The following is a 16216-nucleotide window of genomic DNA, read 5'->3' on the forward strand; positions in this document are numbered from 1 at the left end:
CGCCGCGCGCCGCGCCTCCCGGGAACCCCCGCCGAGCAGGGCCTAGGGTGGGTGCACCGGCGGGCCCCGCGCGAGCGGCGGACCCGCGCCCGTACGTCCGGCGGAGGTGGACATGGCTGGTCAGGAACGCGCGCAGGACCGTCGCGAGGACGACGAGCCGGTCGACGGCCCGGACGTCGAGCAGGTGGCCGCGGCCGCCCAGCAGCGCGACGCCGACGTCGACGCGCTGCTCGAGGAGATCGACGACGTGCTCGAGACGAACGCCGAGCAGTTCGTGCGCGGCTTCGTGCAGAAGGGCGGGCAGTGACGCGTGCCGACGGACCCGCTGACCTCGGCGGGGCGGCTGCCCGGGGCGTTCACCACGCCCGGGTCGTCGTCCTTCGTCGACTTCCTCGCCCAGCACGCCCCCGACCTGCTGCCCGGGCGGCGCGCACCGCTGCCCGCGGGTGACGCCCTGGCCGGCGCCGCACCGCACGCCACGACGATCGTCGCGCTGACGTTCGACGGCGGCGTGGTCATGGCGGGCGACCGGCGCGCCACGATGGGCTCGCAGATCGCGTCCCGGGACATCGAGAAGGTGTTCCCGGCCGACGACCACTCCGCCGTCGGCATCGCCGGCACCGCGGGGCTCGCCGTCGAGCTCGTCCGGCTGTTCCAGCTCGAGCTCGAGCACTACGAGAAGATCGAGGGCGCCCTGCTGTCGCTCGACGGCAAGGCCAACCGCCTGTCGACGATGATCCGCGGCAACCTCGGACTCGCGATGCAGGGCCTGGCGGTCGTGCCGCTGTTCGCGGGCTACGACCTCGACCGCGGCGCGGGCCGGATCTTCTCCTACGACGTCACCGGCGGCCGGTACGAGGAGCACCAGCACCACTCGGTCGGCTCGGGCTCGGTGTTCGCCCGCGGCTCGCTGAAGAAGCTGTGGCAGCCGGGTCTGGACGCCGACGCCGCGGTGCGGGTGGCCGTCGAGGCCCTCGTCGACGCCGCGGACGACGACTCCGCGACCGGCGGGCCGGACCGGTCCCGCCACATCTGGCCTGTCGTCGCGACCGTGACCGCCGCGGGCTACCTGCGGGTCGGCCAGGACGCGCTCGGTGAGGTCGTCGACCGCGTCGCCGCGGACCGCGACGCCCAGCACGCCCGCGCCCGGCGGGAGGAGGACCGCGCATGAGCATGCCGTTCTACGTCTCGCCCGAGCAGCTGATGAAGGACCGGGCCGACTACGCGCGCAAGGGCATCGCCCGCGGCCGGTCGGTCGTCGTCATCGCGTACGACGACGGCATCGCGTTCGCGACCGAGAACCCGTCGCGCGCGCTGCACAAGGTCTCGGAGATCTACGACCGGATCGCCTTCGCCGCGGTCGGCAAGTACAACGAGTTCGAGAACCTGCGGGTCGCCGGCGTCCGGTACGCGGACCTGCGCGGGTACTCCTACGACAGGCGGGACGTGAACGCCCGCGGCCTGGCGAACGCGTACGCGCAGACGCTCGGCACGGTGTTCACCACGGAGTCCAAGCCGCTCGAGGTCGAGCTCGTGGTCGCGGAGGTCGGGCCCGACCCGGCGACCGATCAGATCTACCGGCTGCAGTACGACGGCTCCGTGGCCGACGAGCGCGGGTTCGTCGTGCTGGGCGGGCAGTCGGACCGGCTGCGCGAGGAGATCGCGGGTGCGTGGGCGCCGGGGATGCCGCTCGCCGAGGTGCTGGCCCTCGCGGTGCGGGCCCTCGGGACACCGGGCGCGGGCTCCGACGAGGACGACCGCCGCGTGATCCCCGCCGCCCAGCTCGAGGTCGCGGTCCTGGACCGCACGCGGCCGCGCCGGGCGTTCCGGCGCCTGTCCGGCGTCGTCCTGGAGGACCTGCTGGGCCAGGCCGTCGCGCCCGACCCGTCCTGAGGAGGACCAGATGGACCGTCGGATCTTCGGGCTCGAGACCGAGTACGGGGTGACCTGCGCCGCCGAGGACGGGCGCGGCCTGTCCGCCGACGAGGTCGCGCGGTACCTGTTCCGCAAGGTCGTCGCGTGGGGGCGCTCGTCCAACGTGTTCCTGCGGAACGGCTCGCGGCTCTACCTCGACGTGGGCTCGCACCCGGAGTACGCGACCGCGGAGTGCGACGACTGGCGCCAGCTGGTGACGCACGACCGCGCGGGGGAGCGGATCCTCGAGGGCCTGGTCGCCGACGCCCAGCAGCGGCTGGAGCACGAGGGCCTGTCGGGGCGGATCCACCTGTTCAAGAACAACACCGACTCCGCGGGCAACTCCTACGGCTGCCACGAGAACTACCTCGTGCGCCGGCAGGGCGACTTCGCGCGGCTGTCGGACGTGCTGGTGCCGTTCCTCATCACCCGGCAGGTGCTCACCGGCGCGGGCAAGGTGCTCACGACGCCGCGCGGGGCGGTCTACTGCCTGTCGCAGCGCGCCGACCACATCTGGGAGTCGGTGTCGTCCGCGACCACGCGGTCCCGGCCGATCATCAACACCCGCGACGAGCCGCACGCCGACGCCGAGCACTACCGCCGGCTGCACGTGATCGTCGGCGACTCCTCGATGTCCGAGACCACCACCATGCTCAAGGTCGGCAGCACCGACCTGGTGCTGCGGCTGGTCGAGGCGGGCCTGCCGATGCGCGACCTCACGCTCGAGAACCCGATCCGCGCGATCCGGGAGATCAGCCACGACATCACGGGGACCCACCCGGTGACGCTCGCGACCGGGCGCACGGTGACGGCGGTCGACCTCCAGGAGGAGTACCTGGGCCGGGTCCAGGACTTCGTGCGGGCGGAGACCGACCCCGAGCCGCAGCTCGCGCGGGTGCTCGACCTGTGGGAGCGCGGGCTGCGGGCGCTGCGCACCGGGAACCTGTCGCTCGTGGAGCGCGAGCTCGACTGGGTCATCAAGCACCGGCTGATCGAGCGGTACCGCGCGAAGCACGACCTCGACCTGTCCGACGTGCGCGTGGCGCGGATGGACCTGGCGTACCACGACATCTCGCGCACCGAGGGCCTGTACAACCTGCTGGCGCAGCGTGGCCTGGTCGACCGGGTGACCACCGACGTCGAGGTGTTCGAGGCGACGTCCGTGCCGCCGCAGACCACGCGCGCCAAGCTGCGCGGCGAGTTCGTCCAGGCCGCCCAGGAGGCGCGCCGTGACTACACGGTCGACTGGGTGCACCTCAAGCTCAACGACCAGGCGCAGCGCACGGTGCTGTGCAAGGACCCGTTCCGGAACGTCGACGAGCGGGTGGAGCGCCTGATCGAGTCCATGTGACGGTCGGGCGCCGCGGGCGTCCGGACCGCACGGGCGGGGCCCGTACAGTGGGCGGCGGAATCTGCAGGCCCCTCGGAAGGATCGATGTGCGACGTCTCGTGGCCGCGTGCGCCGCAGCCGCGCTGCTGCTCGTGGGGTGCTCCACCCCCGACCCCGCGCCACCGGAGGTCGTGGTCTCCGGCGAGGCGGGGCAGCCGCCGACCGTGACCTACCCGACACCCCTGCGGGTGTCCGAGGCCGTGCACGAGACGGTGTGGGAGGGCACCGGCCCCGAGCTCGTCGACGGCCGGCCCGTGCTGCTCGACTTCTGGCTGGAGGACGCGTCCGACGCGTCGCTCGTCAAGGAGTCGTTCACGTCCAGCCCGACGCCGCGGATGCTCACCGAGGAGGACCTCGGCAAGGACCTGTACGCCACGCTGTCCGGCCAGAAGGTGGGCGCGCGTCTGCTGCAGATCAGCCCCGCGTCCGACGCGAACGCCTCGTCCTACCCGACCGTGACGGTGCTCGACGTGCTGCCGGTGCGCGCGTCCGGCGAGCCCGTCGCACCGCGCGAGGGGATGCCGGCGGTGACGCTGGACGACTCCGGCGCGCCGTCGATCGCGCCCACCGGCACCGAGCCGCCGTCCGACCTCGTGGTGCAGCCGCTCGTGCGCGGCACCGGGACCCAGGTCGCCGAGGGCGACGTCATCACCGTGCAGTACACCGGCTTCGTCTGGTCCTCGGGGGAGGCGTTCGACTCCACCTGGACCGGGGGCAGCCCGACGACCTTCGCGCTGGACGACGTGCCCGCGTGGTCGGAGGCGCTCGTCGAGCAGTCCGTGGGCAGCCAGGTGATGGTCGTCGTCCCGCCGTCGTACGCCCTGGGCGCCACGCAGAGCGAGGAGCTCGCGGGCCAGACCATCGTGTTCGTCATCGACCTGCTGGCCACCCGGGGTGCCGCGACCGCGGCCGAGCCCGCGGCCACCGACGCACCCGAGGGGGAGTAGCGGTGTCCGTCGCGCTGCGCGTGGTCCCGTGCCTGGACGTCGACGCCGGGCGCGTCGTCAAGGGCGTGAACTTCGAGAACCTGCGGGACGCGGGCGACCCCGTCGAGCTCGCCCGCCGGTACGACCGCGAGGGCGCCGACGAGGTGACGTTCCTCGACGTGTCGGCGTCCTCCGGCGACCGGGAGACCACCTACGACGTCGTCCGCCGGACCGCCGAGCAGGTGTTCGTCCCGTTGACCGTCGGCGGCGGCGTCCGGTCCGCCGACGACGTCGACCGCCTGCTGCGGGCCGGCGCGGACAAGGTCGGAGTCAACACGGCGGCCATCGCCCGGCCGGAGCTGATCTCCGAGATCGCGCACCGGTTCGGCAGCCAGGTCCTCACGCTGTCCGTCGACGCGCGCCGCGTCACCGGCGACACCCGCACCGACTCGGGCTACGAGGTCACGACCCACGGCGGCCGTCGCGGCACGGGCATCGACGCCGTCGCGTGGGCGGTCCGCGCCGCCGAGCTCGGCGCCGGGGAGATCCTGCTCAACTCGATGGACGCCGACGGCACCACGGCCGGCTTCGACCTCGCCATGCTGCGCGACGTGCGCCGCGAGGTCCGCATCCCGCTGATCGCCAGCGGCGGCGCGGGCACGCCCGAGCACTTCGCCGAGGCCGCCGACGCGGGCGCCGACGCGGTGCTCGCCGCGAGCGTCTTCCACTTCGGCACCCTGACCATCGGTCAGGTCAAGGACCACCTGCGCGCCCGGGGGCACGTCGTCCGCTGACCCGGGTCGCGCGGTCCGGCGCGTGACGTCGGCGCTCCCGCACGGCACGATGGGGTGATGCAGCGCATCGGACTGACCGGCGGGATCGCGGCGGGCAAGTCGGTGGCCGCGCAGCGGCTGGCGGAGCGCGGTGCCGTCCTGATCGACTACGACGTCCTGTCGCGGGAGGCGGTCGCCCCGGGCTCCGCGGGGCTCGCGGAGGTCGTGGAGGCGTTCGGGCCCGAGGTGCTGACGGCCGACGGCGTCCTCGACCGGCCGCGCCTCGGCGCCGTGGTGTTCGCCGACCCGTCCGCGCGCGAGCGCCTCAACTCGATCGTGCACCCCGTCGTCCGGCGCCTGGCGGCCGAGCGCGAGGCGGCGGCCGCGGCGGCCGACCCGGGCGCCGTCGTGGTGCACGACATCCCGCTGCTCGTCGAGACCGGACGCGCGGACGCGTTCCACGTGGTCGTGGTCGTCGACGCCCCCGCGCTGCTGCGCGTCGAGCGGCTGGTGCGTACCCGCGGCCTCGACCGCGCCGAGGCCGAGCGCCGGATCGCCGCGCAGGCGTCCGACGCCGACCGGCTCGCCGCCGCCGACGTCGTCCTGGACGGCTCCGGCGACCCGGAGGGCCTGCGGGCCGAGGTCGACGCGCTCTGGGACCGGCTCGCCGCCGAGCGCCACGACGAGCAGGAGGTCGACACCCCGTGACGACGGTGCTCCTCACCGGGTTCGAGCCGTTCGAGCAGCAGGAGGTCAACGCGTCCTGGGCCGCCGTCCGCGCGGTCGCCGCCGGCTGGTCCGCGGAGGTGGAGGGTGCGGCCCTGGTCACGGCGCTGCTGCCGGTGTCCTTCGCCCGGGCCCCGCGCCGGCTCGCCGACCTGCTCGCGCAGGTCCGGCCCGACCTGGTCGTCTGCGTCGGCGAGGCCGGCGGCCGGTCGGCGGTCGGCGTCGAGCGTGTCGCGGTGAACGTCCAGGACGCGCGGATCCCCGACGAGGACGGGGCGCAGCCGGTCGACGAGCCGGTCGTCCCCGGCGGCCCGGTCGCGCACCTGTCGGGCCTGCCGGTCAAGGCATGCCTCGCCGCGGTGCAGGCCGCGGGCGTCCCCGGCGAGGTGTCGAACACCGCCGGGACGTACGTGTGCAACACCGTCGCGTACGCGCTGGCCGAGCAGCTCGGCGCCAGCGGGCCCGGCGGTGCGGGCGGTCCGGCGGGTGCGCGGGGCGGGTTCGTGCACGTCCCGCGCCTCCCGGAGCAGGTACCCGCCGGCACACCGTCGCTCGACGTGACGGCGTCCGCCGCCGGCGTGGCCGCGGTGCTGCGGGCCGCCCTGCGGACCACGGTCGACGTCCGGGTGGCGGCGGGCACGCTGGCCTGACGCCGCCCTGCCGGACCGCGTGCGGACACGAGGCGCGAGCCGCCCGGTACGGACTTCTCTCTCGGTTCCCCCGGACCCGGGGTGGCTCGGCTGGTGGTGCCCGGCTACCTCGTGCACCACGAGCCCGACGCGGACGAGGACACCCGTGCGGAGGCGTGCGACGCGCGTGAGCTCCACTGGGTCAGCAGGGCCTACCAGGTTCAGCCGTCGTCGATCGACGCGTCGGGGCGACTCGTCGAGCTGCATGTTCCCGCTCGGGTCGAGTTCGGGTGACCCGGCCCGTCGGGCCACGCCCTGCGCGAACCCGCTACCCCTCCCGCCGCGCGTGTCAGACCCGGGACGTACGGTGGACGCATGCGTCCCGTGACCGACCTGCAGCGCACCGTCGCCCCGTTCGAGGTGGTGTCCGAGTACACCCCCTCGGGCGACCAGCCGACGGCGATCGCCGACCTCAAGAAGCGGATCCAGGCGGGGGAGAAGGACGTCACGCTGCTGGGCGCGACGGGCACCGGCAAGTCGGCGACGACGGCCTGGCTGATCGAGCAGCTGCAGCGCCCGACGCTGGTGATGGCCCCGAACAAGACCCTCGCGGCGCAGCTCGCGAACGAGTTCCGCGAGCTGCTGCCCAACAACGCGGTCGAGTACTTCGTGTCGTACTACGACTACTACCAGCCCGAGGCGTACATCGCGCAGACGGACACCTTCATCGAGAAGGACTCCTCGATCAACGACGAGGTCGAGCGGCTTCGGCACTCGGCGACGTCCTCGCTGCTGACCCGGCGCGACGTGGTCGTGGTGGCGTCGGTGTCCTGCATCTACGGCCTGGGCACGCCGCAGGAGTACGTCGACCGGATGGTGACGCTCGACGTGGGCGACCAGGTGGACCGCGACCAGCTGCTGCGCCAGTTCGTGTCGATGCAGTACAGCCGCAACGACATGGCGTTCACCCGCGGCACGTTCCGGGTCCGCGGCGACACCGTCGAGATCATCCCGGTCTACGAGGAGCTCGCGATCCGGGTCGAGTTCTTCGGCGACGAGATCGAGGCCATCCAGACGCTGCACCCGCTGACCGGTGACGTCGTGCGCAACGAGAAGCAGGTGCACGTGTTCCCGGCGACGCACTACGTCGCGGGGCCCGAGCGCATGGAGCGCGCGATCGCCGGCATCGAGCACGAGCTCGAGGAGCGGCTGAAGGACCTGGAGCGGCAGAACAAGCTGCTCGAGGCGCAGCGGCTGCGGATGCGCACGACCTACGACATCGAGATGATGCGGCAGATCGGCTCCTGCTCCGGGATCGAGAACTACTCGCGGCACATCGACGGCCGCGAGCCGGGCACCGCGCCCAACACGCTGCTCGACTACTTCCCCGAGGACTTCCTGCTCGTCATCGACGAGTCGCACGTGACGGTCCCGCAGATCGGCGCGATGTTCGAGGGCGACATGTCCCGCAAGCGGAACCTCGTCGACTTCGGGTTCCGGCTGCCGAGCGCGATGGACAACCGGCCCCTGCGCTGGGAGGAGTTCGTCGAGCGGATCGGCCAGACCGTCTACCTGTCGGCGACGCCCGGCGACTACGAGCTCGCGGTGTCGGACGGCGTGGTCGAGCAGATCATCCGCCCGACCGGCCTGGTCGACCCCGAGATCGTCGTCAAGCCGACCAAGGGGCAGATCGACGACCTCCTGGACGAGATCCGCACCCGCGTGGAGCGTGACGAGCGCGTCCTGGTGACGACCCTGACCAAGAAGATGGCGGAGGACCTCACCGACTACTTCCTCGAGAAGGGCGTCCGCGTCCGCTACCTGCACTCCGAGGTGGACACGCTGCGCCGCGTCGAGCTGCTGCGCGAGCTGCGGATGGGCGAGTACGACGTGCTGGTCGGCATCAACCTGCTGCGCGAGGGCCTCGACCTCCCGGAGGTGTCGCTCGTGGCGATCCTCGACGCGGACAAGGAGGGCTTCCTGCGGTCCGGCAAGTCGCTGATCCAGACGATCGGGCGCGCGGCCCGCAACGTCTCCGGCCAGGTGCACATGTACGCGGACAAGATCACGCCCGCGATGCAGATGGCGATCGAGGAGACCTCGCGCCGCCGGGAGAAGCAGGTCGCGTACAACACCGAGCGCGGTATCGACCCGCAGCCGCTGCGCAAGAAGATCGGCGACATCACCGACCTGCTGGCCCGCGAGGACGCCGACACCGCCGAGCTGCTCGGCGGCAACGGCCGGCAGTCGAGCCGCGGCAAGGCACCCGTCCCGGGCCTGGGCTCGAAGGGCCCGGCGACCGCCCGGACCAAGCTGGTCGGCGCGGCCGCGGGCGAGCTCGCGGAGCTGATCCAGGAGCTCAGCGACCAGATGCACGCCGCCGCGGGGGAGCTCCAGTTCGAACTCGCCGCCCGGCTCCGCGACGAGATCTCGGGCCTGAAGAAGGAGCTGCGGCAGATGCAGGCCGCGACCGCCTGACCGGCCCGGCACCGGTGGGCGAGCGCCGGTCAGCACCTCTGGGACTCATGTCCTATAGTTGCGCTCGCAGTGGAGGGGAGTATCCCGACACGACGCCCCCCGTCAACACGGTCGCCGACGCAGTCGACCCGGGAGCGTCGGCCCGGTCGTCCGGGTGGGAGAGACCTCCGGTTCTCAGTCGTCTTCATTTTCGCCTGTACCGGAGGAACACCTATGTCCGTCGACCTGTGGGTCTGGATCGCGACAGCCGTCGCGATCATCGGGATGATCGTCTTCGACTTCTTCGCGCACGTCCGCACCCCGCACGCCCCGTCGTTCCGGGAGGCCGCGACCTGGTCGGCGGTCTACATCGTGCTCGCGATCGTCTTCGGCATCGGGCTCGGCATGGTCTGGGGCTGGGACCACGGCACCGAGTACTTCGCGGGGTACGTGACGGAGAAGAGCCTGTCCGTCGACAACCTCTTCGTCTTCCTCATCATCATGACGAAGTTCGCGGTCCCCCGGGAGTTCCAGCAGAAGGTGCTGCTGGTCGGCGTCGTCATCGCGCTGGTGCTGCGCACCGTCTTCATCCTCGCGGGCGCCGCGGCGATCGAGCGCTGGTCCTGGGTCTTCTACATCTTCGGCGCGTTCCTGGTCTACACCGGCATCAAGCTCGCCCGGGAGAAGCACCAGGCCGACGAGGTCCAGCACGCCGACGAGAAGAAGGACGGCCTGGCCGTCCGGCTGCTGAAGAAGGCCGTCCCGACGGTCGAGGAGTACCACGGCGACCGCCTCACCACGAAGATCGACGGCAAGCGGTTCATCACCCCGATGCTCGTCGTCATGGTCGCGATCGGCGCCACGGACATCCTGTTCGCGCTCGACTCGATCCCCGCGATCTACGGCCTCACGCAGGAGCCGTACATCGTCTTCACCGCGAACGCGTTCGCCCTGCTCGGCCTGCGGCAGCTCTACTTCCTGATCGGCGGCCTGCTGGAGCGCCTGGTGTACCTCAACAAGGGCCTGGCCTTCATCCTCGCGTTCATCGGCATCAAGCTCGTGCTGCACGCGATGCACGAGAACGAGCTCCCGTTCATCAACGGCGGCGAGCACATCGAGTGGGCGCCCGAGATTCCCACCTGGCTCTCGCTCCTCGTGATCCTGGGTACCCTGACCGTGGCGACTGTCGCGAGCCTCGCGAAGACGCGCCGCGACAGCGATGCCGCTCCCGCCGTGACCGCGACCGAGGAGCCGGCAGGCACCAAGGAGCACTGACCCGCACGTGGACGTCTCACCCCTCGTCTGGTGCGTGTCGCTCGGCCTCGCCGCCGCCGTCCTGATCGTGGACGTCGCGGTGGTGGGCCGGCGACCGCACATCCCCTCGACCTCGGAGTGCCTGCGGTACCTCGGGGTCTACATCGGGCTGGCGGTGGCGTTCGCCGTCGTCGTCTGGGCGGTGTGGGGGGCCGACCCCGCGGGGGAGTTCGTCGCGGGGTGGCTCACCGAGTACTCGCTGTCGGTCGACAACCTGTTCGTGTTCCTGCTCATCATGAGCCGGTTCGCGGTGCCGCGGCAGTACCAGCAGACGGCCCTGCTGATCGGGATCATCCTGGCGCTGGTGTTCCGCGGGGCGTTCATCGCCGCGGGCGCCGCGGTGATCGCGAGCTTCAGCTGGGTGTTCTACCTGTTCGGCGCGTTCCTGGTGTGGACGGCCGTGAAGGTCGCGCGCGAGGGCGTCGGCGAGGACGAGGAGTCCGGCGAGGACTACCGCCCGCCGGCCCTCGTGCGCGTCGTCCAGCGGTTCCTGCCGACGACGGACGGCTACCACGGCGTCCGCCTCACCGCGCAGGTCGACGGCCGCCGGCACGTCACGCCGATGCTGCTCGTGCTCGTGGCCATCGGGGCGACGGACCTGCTGTTCGCGTTCGACTCGATCCCCGCGGTGTTCGGCCTCACGCAGGAGCCGTACCTGGTCCTGATGGCGAACGTGTTCGCGCTGATGGGCCTGCGGCAGCTGTACTTCCTGCTCGGCGGCCTGCTGACCCGGCTGCGCTACCTCAACATCGGGCTCGGCGTGCTGCTCGGGTTCATCGGCGTGAAGCTCGTGCTCCAGGCCCTGCACGAGAACACGCTGCCGTTCCTCAACGGCGGCGAGTCCGTCGAGTGGGCGCCGGAGCTGCCGTCGTGGGTCTCGCTCGCGGTGATCGTGGTGACGCTGGGCGTCACGGCGGTGACCAGCATCGCGGCGTCCCGCCGGGACGAGCGACGGGCGCCGGCCGAGGCCGGGCGCGCCGACGAGGTCGACGCCCGCCGCCCCTGAGGGCTCGGGCCCGTCAGCCCGCGGTACCGGCCCAGGGGCCGATGACGAGCGTCCACGGCCGCACCTCGACGTCGGCGATCACGCCGGCGCGCGCGAACGGGTCGTCCGCGAGCAGCGCGTCGAGGGTGCCCCGGTCCGGGACGTCGAACACCAGCAGGGCGCCGGGTGCCCCGTCGGCGAACGGGCCCGACCCCAGCAGGAGGCCGCGCGCGGCGACCCCGGTGAGGTAGTCGCGGTGCTCGGGGCGGACCTCGGCCTGGAGGTCGGCGCGCTGGTCGTAGGTGTACCGGACGGCGTAGGTGGGCATGCGCGCCATCATGCCGGACGACGCGCGCTGGCCGGGTGCGGTGGGAGAGTGGCCGCATGACCGTCACGTCCTCCCGCCGCACGCTGCTGACCGACGAGGTGCTCGCCCGGATCGCCGAGCGCGCCCCCGTCCACGACCGCGAGAACACGTTCCCGCACGAGGACCTCGCGGACCTGCGGGCGCTCGGCTACCTGACGGCGTTCGTCCCGGAGCGTCTCGGCGGTGCGGGCCTGTCGCTGGAGGAGGTCGCCCGCGAGCAGGTCCGGCTCGCAGGCGCGGCCCCGGCCACCGCGCTGGCGGTGAACATGCACCTCGTCGTGACCGGCATGGCCGCGGTGCTCGCCGCCCGCGGCGACGACTCGCTGGAGACGGTGCTCCGGGACGCGACCGCGGGCGAGGTGTACGCGTTCGGCAACTCGGAGGCCGGCAACGACCTGGTGATGTTCGGTTCGCGGACCCGCGCCGAGCGGCAGGACGACGGCGGCTACCGGTTCTACGGGACGAAGATCTTCACCTCGCTGTCGCCGGTGTGGACGCGCCTGGCGACGTTCGGGCTCGACGCGGACCACCCCGACGGACCGCGGCTGGTGCACGCCGTGGTGGCGCGGTCGGACGGCGGCGCGACGTCGAAGGACGACTGGGACACCCTCGGCATGCGCGCCACGCAGAGCTGCACCACCGTGCTCGACGGCGCGTACGCCCCCGCCGACCGGGTGGTCCGCGCGCTGCCGCCCGGCCCGAGCGCGGACCCGTACGTGTTCGCGCTGTTCGCGGTGTTCGAGGTGCTGCTCGCCGCGGTCTACACGGGCATCGGCCGGCGCGCGCTGGAGCTCGCGGTCGCGGCGGTGCACCGGCGGACGTCCCTGAAGCACGACGGCCGGCCCTACGCGCAGGACCCGGACATCCGCTGGCGGGTGGCGTCCGCGGCGATCGCGCAGGACGGCATCGAGCCGCAGGTGTGGTCGTTGGCCCGGGACGTGGACGAGCAGGCCGACCACGGCGCGCGCTGGTTCAGCCTGCTCGTCGGGCTCAAGGTGCGCGCCACCGAGACGGCGCGGGACGTCGTCGACAAGGCCGTGCGGGCGTCCGGCGGCGGGACCTACTTCGCGGGGAACGAGCTCGGCCGGCTGTACCGCGACGTGCTCGCCGGGATGTTCCACCCGTCCGACGACGAGTCCGCGCACGGGACCGTCGCGACCGCGTGGCTGGGACCGCTCGCCGACTGACCGGCGCGTCCGGCATGACGCAGGCCCCGGGACGGTGCGTCCCGGGGCCTGCGTCGTGGCGTGCTGCGGTGCCGTGCTCGGGGATCAGCCCGCCGCGGCGAGCTCCTCCTCGCAGCTGGCCGTGAACTCGACCCGGTTGCCGCAGGTGCTGCCGAAGTCCTCGTAGGCCGAGCCGGCCGGGGACTCCCAGTACAGGTTGTCGCAGGCGAGGCCGTCGCCGGCGGCGCAGGCGTCCCACATCACGTCCAGCTCGGGGTCGGTGCCGTAGCCGTCGCCCGTCGCGGTGCCGGAGTCCTCGGTGCCCGGGTCCTCGGTCGCCGGGTCCTCGGTGAGGCCCGAGTCGCAGTACGTCGTGCCGTCCGAGGTGCCGGCGCAGGTGCGGCCGAACTCCTCGTACTCGGAGCCGCCGGGGGCGGAGGAGTACAGCTCGTCGCACGCCGCGCCGTCGCCGCCCTCGCAGGCGTCCCACAGCGTGTCCAGCTCGGCGTTGTCGCCGTACGTGAAGCCGTCCTCGAGGCCGGTGCAGGACACGGTCCCGTCGGTGCGGCCACCGCAGGTCAGGCCGAACTCCTCCTCGTCGGAACCGACGTCCGAGGTGCGGTACAGGTCGTCGCACGCCGCCATGTCGCCCGACGCGCAGCTGTCGCGCAGGTCGTCGATGCGGTCGTTCGCCGCCGAGATGCCGAGGATGATCGCGACCGTGAGCCCGATGGTGGCGAGGATCGCCAGGCCGCCGAGCACGATGCCCGCGATCGCGAAGCCCCTGCCCTGGGTGCCGTTCTGCTTGGTGCGGCGCAGGCCGAGGACGCCCAGGACGATCGGGATCAGACCCATGCCGAGGATGCCGGTGACGAGCGCCGCGATCGACACCCCGTCCGTGGTCGACGCGGGCGGCGGGCCGGGGTACTGGCCGGGGGAGTACGGGGCGGCGCCGTAGGGCGTGCCGGGAGGCGGGTAGCCGCCGCCCTGGCCGTAGCCGCCGGGCTGGGGGCTGCCGGGCTGGGACGTGCCGGGCTGCGGGTAGCCCTGCGGGCCGGTGCCGGCGGACGCGTCCGCCGCGGGGGCGCCGTACGGGCTGCTCGCGGGCTGGTCGGCGTCGGAGGCGGCGGGCGTGGCGCCCGGGGCGGGCTGCGGCGCCCACGGCTGGCCGGCGGCGGGCTGGCCCGGCGCGGGCTGCGGCGCCCACGGCTGGCCCGGACCGGGCTGACCCGAGGAGGACGGCGCGGGCTCGCCGGGGCTCGGCCAACCGGCGGAGCCCGTGGGCTGGCCGGGGCTCGGGTACCCCGCGGTGGGGTACGCCTGCGTCGGGGTGTCGCCCGTGCGCGGGAACGCCTGCGTGGGGGCGTCCTGCGTCGGGTACGCCTCGGTCGGCGTGGTGCTCGAGGGCACCTCGTAGCCGGAGGGCGCGGGGCCGCCGGCGCCGGTGGCCTCGTACCCGGAGGGCGCCGGGGCGGCGGGCGGCTCGGTGCCCTGGTCCGGGGCGGGCCGCGCGGCGCCGTCCGGCTCCTGGCCGGGCTCCGGCGTGGCGGTGCCGTCGTTCGACATGGATGTCCCTTCGCGTGATGTGCAGATCCTGTGCGTCACTATGGCAGAAGCGGTCAACGCCGGACGGATGCGTCCATACCGGTCAGGGCCGTCCGGGGCGCCGCGTCACCCGTCCGTGGCGGCGTCGTGGCTCTGCACCGCCCGCACCAGCGCGAGGTGGGACAGCGCCTGCGGCAGGTTGCCGACCATCTGCCGGGTCGTCGGGTCGTACTCCTCCGCGAGCAGGCCGACGTCGGTGGCCAGTCCGGTGAGCACGTCCAGCACCTGCGTGGACCCCGCGACGTCCCCCTGCCGCGCGAGCGCGTCGGCCAGCCACCCGGTGCAGGCGAGGAACGGGTGCTCCGTGCCGCGCAGCCCGTCGTCGGTGCGGTCCGTCCGGTAGCGCAGCAGCAGACCGGGGGCGACCTCGAGCTCCGCGCGCACCGCCGCCACGGTGCTGACGAGCCGCGGGTCGTCGGCCGGCAGGAACCCGACCAGCACCAGCTGCAGCAGCGACGCGTCCGTGTGCGTGGCGCCGTAGTGCTGCACGAACGTGCCCCGGTCGGCGTCCCAGCCGTGCGCCAGGACGTCGGCGTGCACGGCGTCCCGCTCCGCGCGCCAGCGCTCGACGGGGCCGGGCAGCCCGTGCTCCTCGACGGCGCGCACCGCGCGGTCGAACGCGACCCAGGCCATCACCTTCGAGTGCGTGAAGTGCCGGGGCTCGCCGCGGACCTCCCAGATGCCGCTGTCGGGGCTGCGCCAGGTCCGGCAGAGGTGGTCGACGAGGTGCCGCTGCAACGACCACGAGTCGGCGCCCTCGGCGACGCCCGCGGCCCGGGCGAGGTGCAGGGCGGCCATCACCTCCCCGAGCACGTCGTTCTGCACCTGGCCGACCGCCGCGTTGCCGACCCGCACCGGCCGCGAGCCCGCGTACCCGGGCAGGTGGTCGAGGGTGCGCTCGGGCAGGTCCCGGCTGCCGTCGACGCCGTACATGATCTGGATGTCCGCGGGGTCGCCCGCGACCGCGCGCAGCAGCCACTGCCGCCACGCCTGCGCCTCGTCGCGGTAGCCGTGCTCGAGCAGCGCCTCGAGCGTCATGGCCGCGTCGCGCAGCCAGCAGTACCGGTAGTCCCAGTTCCGCTCGCCGCCCGGGTCCTCGGGCAGGGAGGTGGTGGCCGCCGCGACGATCCCGCCGGTCTGCTCGTCGGTGAGCAGCCGCAGCACCAGCAGCGACCGCACCACCGCGTCGCGGTACGTGCCCGTGTACCGGGACGCGCGTGCCCACCGGCCCCAGCGCTCCTCGGTGGCCTCGATCCGGTGCGCGCCCCGCGGCGCCCGCGGCACCGGCTGCCAGGACGGCACCCAGGTCTGGGCCAGCTCGACGGACCCGCCCTCGTCCAGCGTGAAGGCGTCGGTGTGCGCGCGACCGTGCGGGCGGGGCAGCCGGTCGCCGCGCAGCACGACGCTGTCCGGGCCCGCCACGGCGCGGATGACCTCGACGCCGTCGGGGTCCCGCACCCGGTGCACCCACGGCTCGACCCGGCCGTACCCGAACCGGACCACCCACTCGTGCCGGACGCGCACGGTGCCGCGGGTCGCGGTCACCCGGCGGACCAGGTCGCAGCGGTCGTCGCCCAGCGGCATCGCGTCGAGCAGCACCGCCGTGCCCGTGGGCGTCTCCACCGTCGTCTCGAGCACGAACGAGTCGCCGAGGTACCGGCGCGTCACGCGGGTCGCGTCCTCGACCGCCAGCAGCCAGCGGCCGTGCTCCGGGCGCCCGAGCAGCGCGGCGAAGCACGCGGGGGAGTCGAACCGCGACGGGCAGAGCCAGTCCACCGACCCGGCGCGGGACACGAGCGCGGCGGTGCGGCCGTCACCCAGGACGGCGTAGTCGCCGATGGGGGTGGGCGCCGGGCCGGCTCCCGTCGTGGGCGGGGGCGTGGGCTGCGTCACGGACGGCGGGGACGCGGACGGTGCGGTCACCGCCTCATCATGCGGTGACCAGCCGTGCCGCCGCATGGGCG

At 73.6% G+C, this 16216-nt stretch carries 16 protein-coding genes; 13 read left to right on the forward strand and 3 right to left on the reverse strand.

From position 1 onward, the window contains the following. Positions 1–112: 112 nt before the first annotated feature. The 12 genes from ACFVXN_RS05290 to ACFVXN_RS05345 all read left to right on the forward strand — a co-directional run bounded on the left by ACFVXN_RS05290 (position 113) and on the right by ACFVXN_RS05345 (position 11135). On the forward strand, positions 113–307 hold the full coding sequence (locus ACFVXN_RS05290) for a ubiquitin-like protein Pup (protein ID WP_389228424.1): 195 nt from the start codon (positions 113–115) through the stop codon (positions 305–307). 3 nt (positions 308–310) lie between these two features. Further along, positions 311–1171, forward strand: a complete 861-nt coding sequence (gene prcB / locus ACFVXN_RS05295; protein WP_389228427.1) for a proteasome subunit beta — start codon at positions 311–313, stop codon at positions 1169–1171. Continuing rightward, positions 1168–1893: a proteasome subunit alpha gene (gene prcA, locus ACFVXN_RS05300; protein WP_389228430.1), complete on the forward strand. Its 726-nt coding sequence runs from the start codon at positions 1168–1170 to the stop codon at positions 1891–1893. The genes prcB and prcA overlap by 4 nt, the downstream gene beginning before the upstream one ends. A gap of 10 nt (positions 1894–1903) precedes the next feature. Then, positions 1904–3265, forward strand: coding sequence for a Pup--protein ligase (gene pafA, locus ACFVXN_RS05305; RefSeq protein WP_389228433.1), 1362 nt, complete (start codon positions 1904–1906; stop codon positions 3263–3265). Positions 3266–3351: 86 nt separating this feature from the next. Continuing rightward, positions 3352–4251, forward strand: coding sequence for an FKBP-type peptidyl-prolyl cis-trans isomerase (locus ACFVXN_RS05310; protein WP_389228436.1), 900 nt, complete (start codon positions 3352–3354; stop codon positions 4249–4251). Between the two features lie 2 nt (positions 4252–4253). Beyond that, entirely contained in the window at positions 4254–5024 is a 771-nt protein-coding gene (gene hisF, locus ACFVXN_RS05315; RefSeq protein ID WP_389228439.1) for an imidazole glycerol phosphate synthase subunit HisF, read from the forward strand. A 57-nt stretch (positions 5025–5081) separates the two neighbouring features. Next, complete coding sequence (gene coaE, locus ACFVXN_RS05320; RefSeq protein ID WP_389228442.1) at positions 5082–5711, forward strand: dephospho-CoA kinase; 630 nt, start codon at positions 5082–5084, stop codon at positions 5709–5711. Further along, positions 5708–6379 (forward strand): pyroglutamyl-peptidase I, encoded by a 672-nt coding sequence (gene pcp, locus ACFVXN_RS05325; protein WP_389228445.1) that lies wholly within the window; start codon positions 5708–5710, stop codon positions 6377–6379. The genes coaE and pcp overlap by 4 nt, the downstream gene beginning before the upstream one ends. Positions 6380–6460: 81 nt before the next feature. After that, positions 6461–6652: a hypothetical protein gene (locus ACFVXN_RS05330; RefSeq protein WP_389228448.1), complete on the forward strand. Its 192-nt coding sequence runs from the start codon at positions 6461–6463 to the stop codon at positions 6650–6652. Between the two features lie 81 nt (positions 6653–6733). Further along, entirely contained in the window at positions 6734–8836 is a 2103-nt protein-coding gene (uvrB, locus tag ACFVXN_RS05335; RefSeq protein WP_389228450.1) for an excinuclease ABC subunit UvrB, read from the forward strand. A 213-nt stretch (positions 8837–9049) separates the two neighbouring features. Beyond that, positions 9050–10090 carry a TerC family protein gene (locus tag ACFVXN_RS05340; RefSeq protein ID WP_389228453.1) on the forward strand — a complete coding sequence of 347 codons (1041 nt, stop codon included), beginning with the start codon at positions 9050–9052 and terminating at the stop codon, positions 10088–10090. A 7-nt stretch (positions 10091–10097) separates the two neighbouring features. Then, positions 10098–11135 (forward strand): TerC/Alx family metal homeostasis membrane protein, encoded by a 1038-nt coding sequence (locus ACFVXN_RS05345; RefSeq protein WP_389228456.1) that lies wholly within the window; start codon positions 10098–10100, stop codon positions 11133–11135. 13 nt (positions 11136–11148) lie between these two features. On the opposite strand, the gene ACFVXN_RS05350 is transcribed toward ACFVXN_RS05345, so the two are convergent. After that, on the reverse strand, positions 11149–11442 hold the full coding sequence (locus ACFVXN_RS05350) for a YciI family protein (protein WP_389228459.1): 294 nt from the start codon (positions 11440–11442) through the stop codon (positions 11149–11151). Positions 11443–11498: 56 nt separating this feature from the next. Between ACFVXN_RS05350 and ACFVXN_RS05355 the strand changes: the two genes are divergently transcribed. After that, positions 11499–12668 (forward strand): acyl-CoA dehydrogenase family protein, encoded by a 1170-nt coding sequence (locus tag ACFVXN_RS05355; RefSeq protein WP_389228462.1) that lies wholly within the window; start codon positions 11499–11501, stop codon positions 12666–12668. Between the two features lie 84 nt (positions 12669–12752). On the opposite strand, the gene ACFVXN_RS05360 is transcribed toward ACFVXN_RS05355, so the two are convergent. Both ACFVXN_RS05360 and ACFVXN_RS05365 read right to left on the reverse strand, forming a co-directional pair. After that, on the reverse strand, positions 12753–14213 hold the full coding sequence (locus ACFVXN_RS05360) for a DUF4190 domain-containing protein (protein WP_389228465.1): 1461 nt from the start codon (positions 14211–14213) through the stop codon (positions 12753–12755). Positions 14214–14318: 105 nt separating this feature from the next. Continuing rightward, entirely contained in the window at positions 14319–16145 is a 1827-nt protein-coding gene (locus tag ACFVXN_RS05365) for a glycoside hydrolase family 15 protein (RefSeq protein WP_389230473.1), read from the reverse strand. Positions 16146–16216 lie beyond the last annotated feature (71 nt).

Source organism: Cellulomonas sp. NPDC058312 (genome assembly GCF_042880135.1).
In the GTDB taxonomy this organism is placed as follows: domain Bacteria; phylum Actinomycetota; class Actinomycetes; order Actinomycetales; family Cellulomonadaceae; genus Cellulomonas.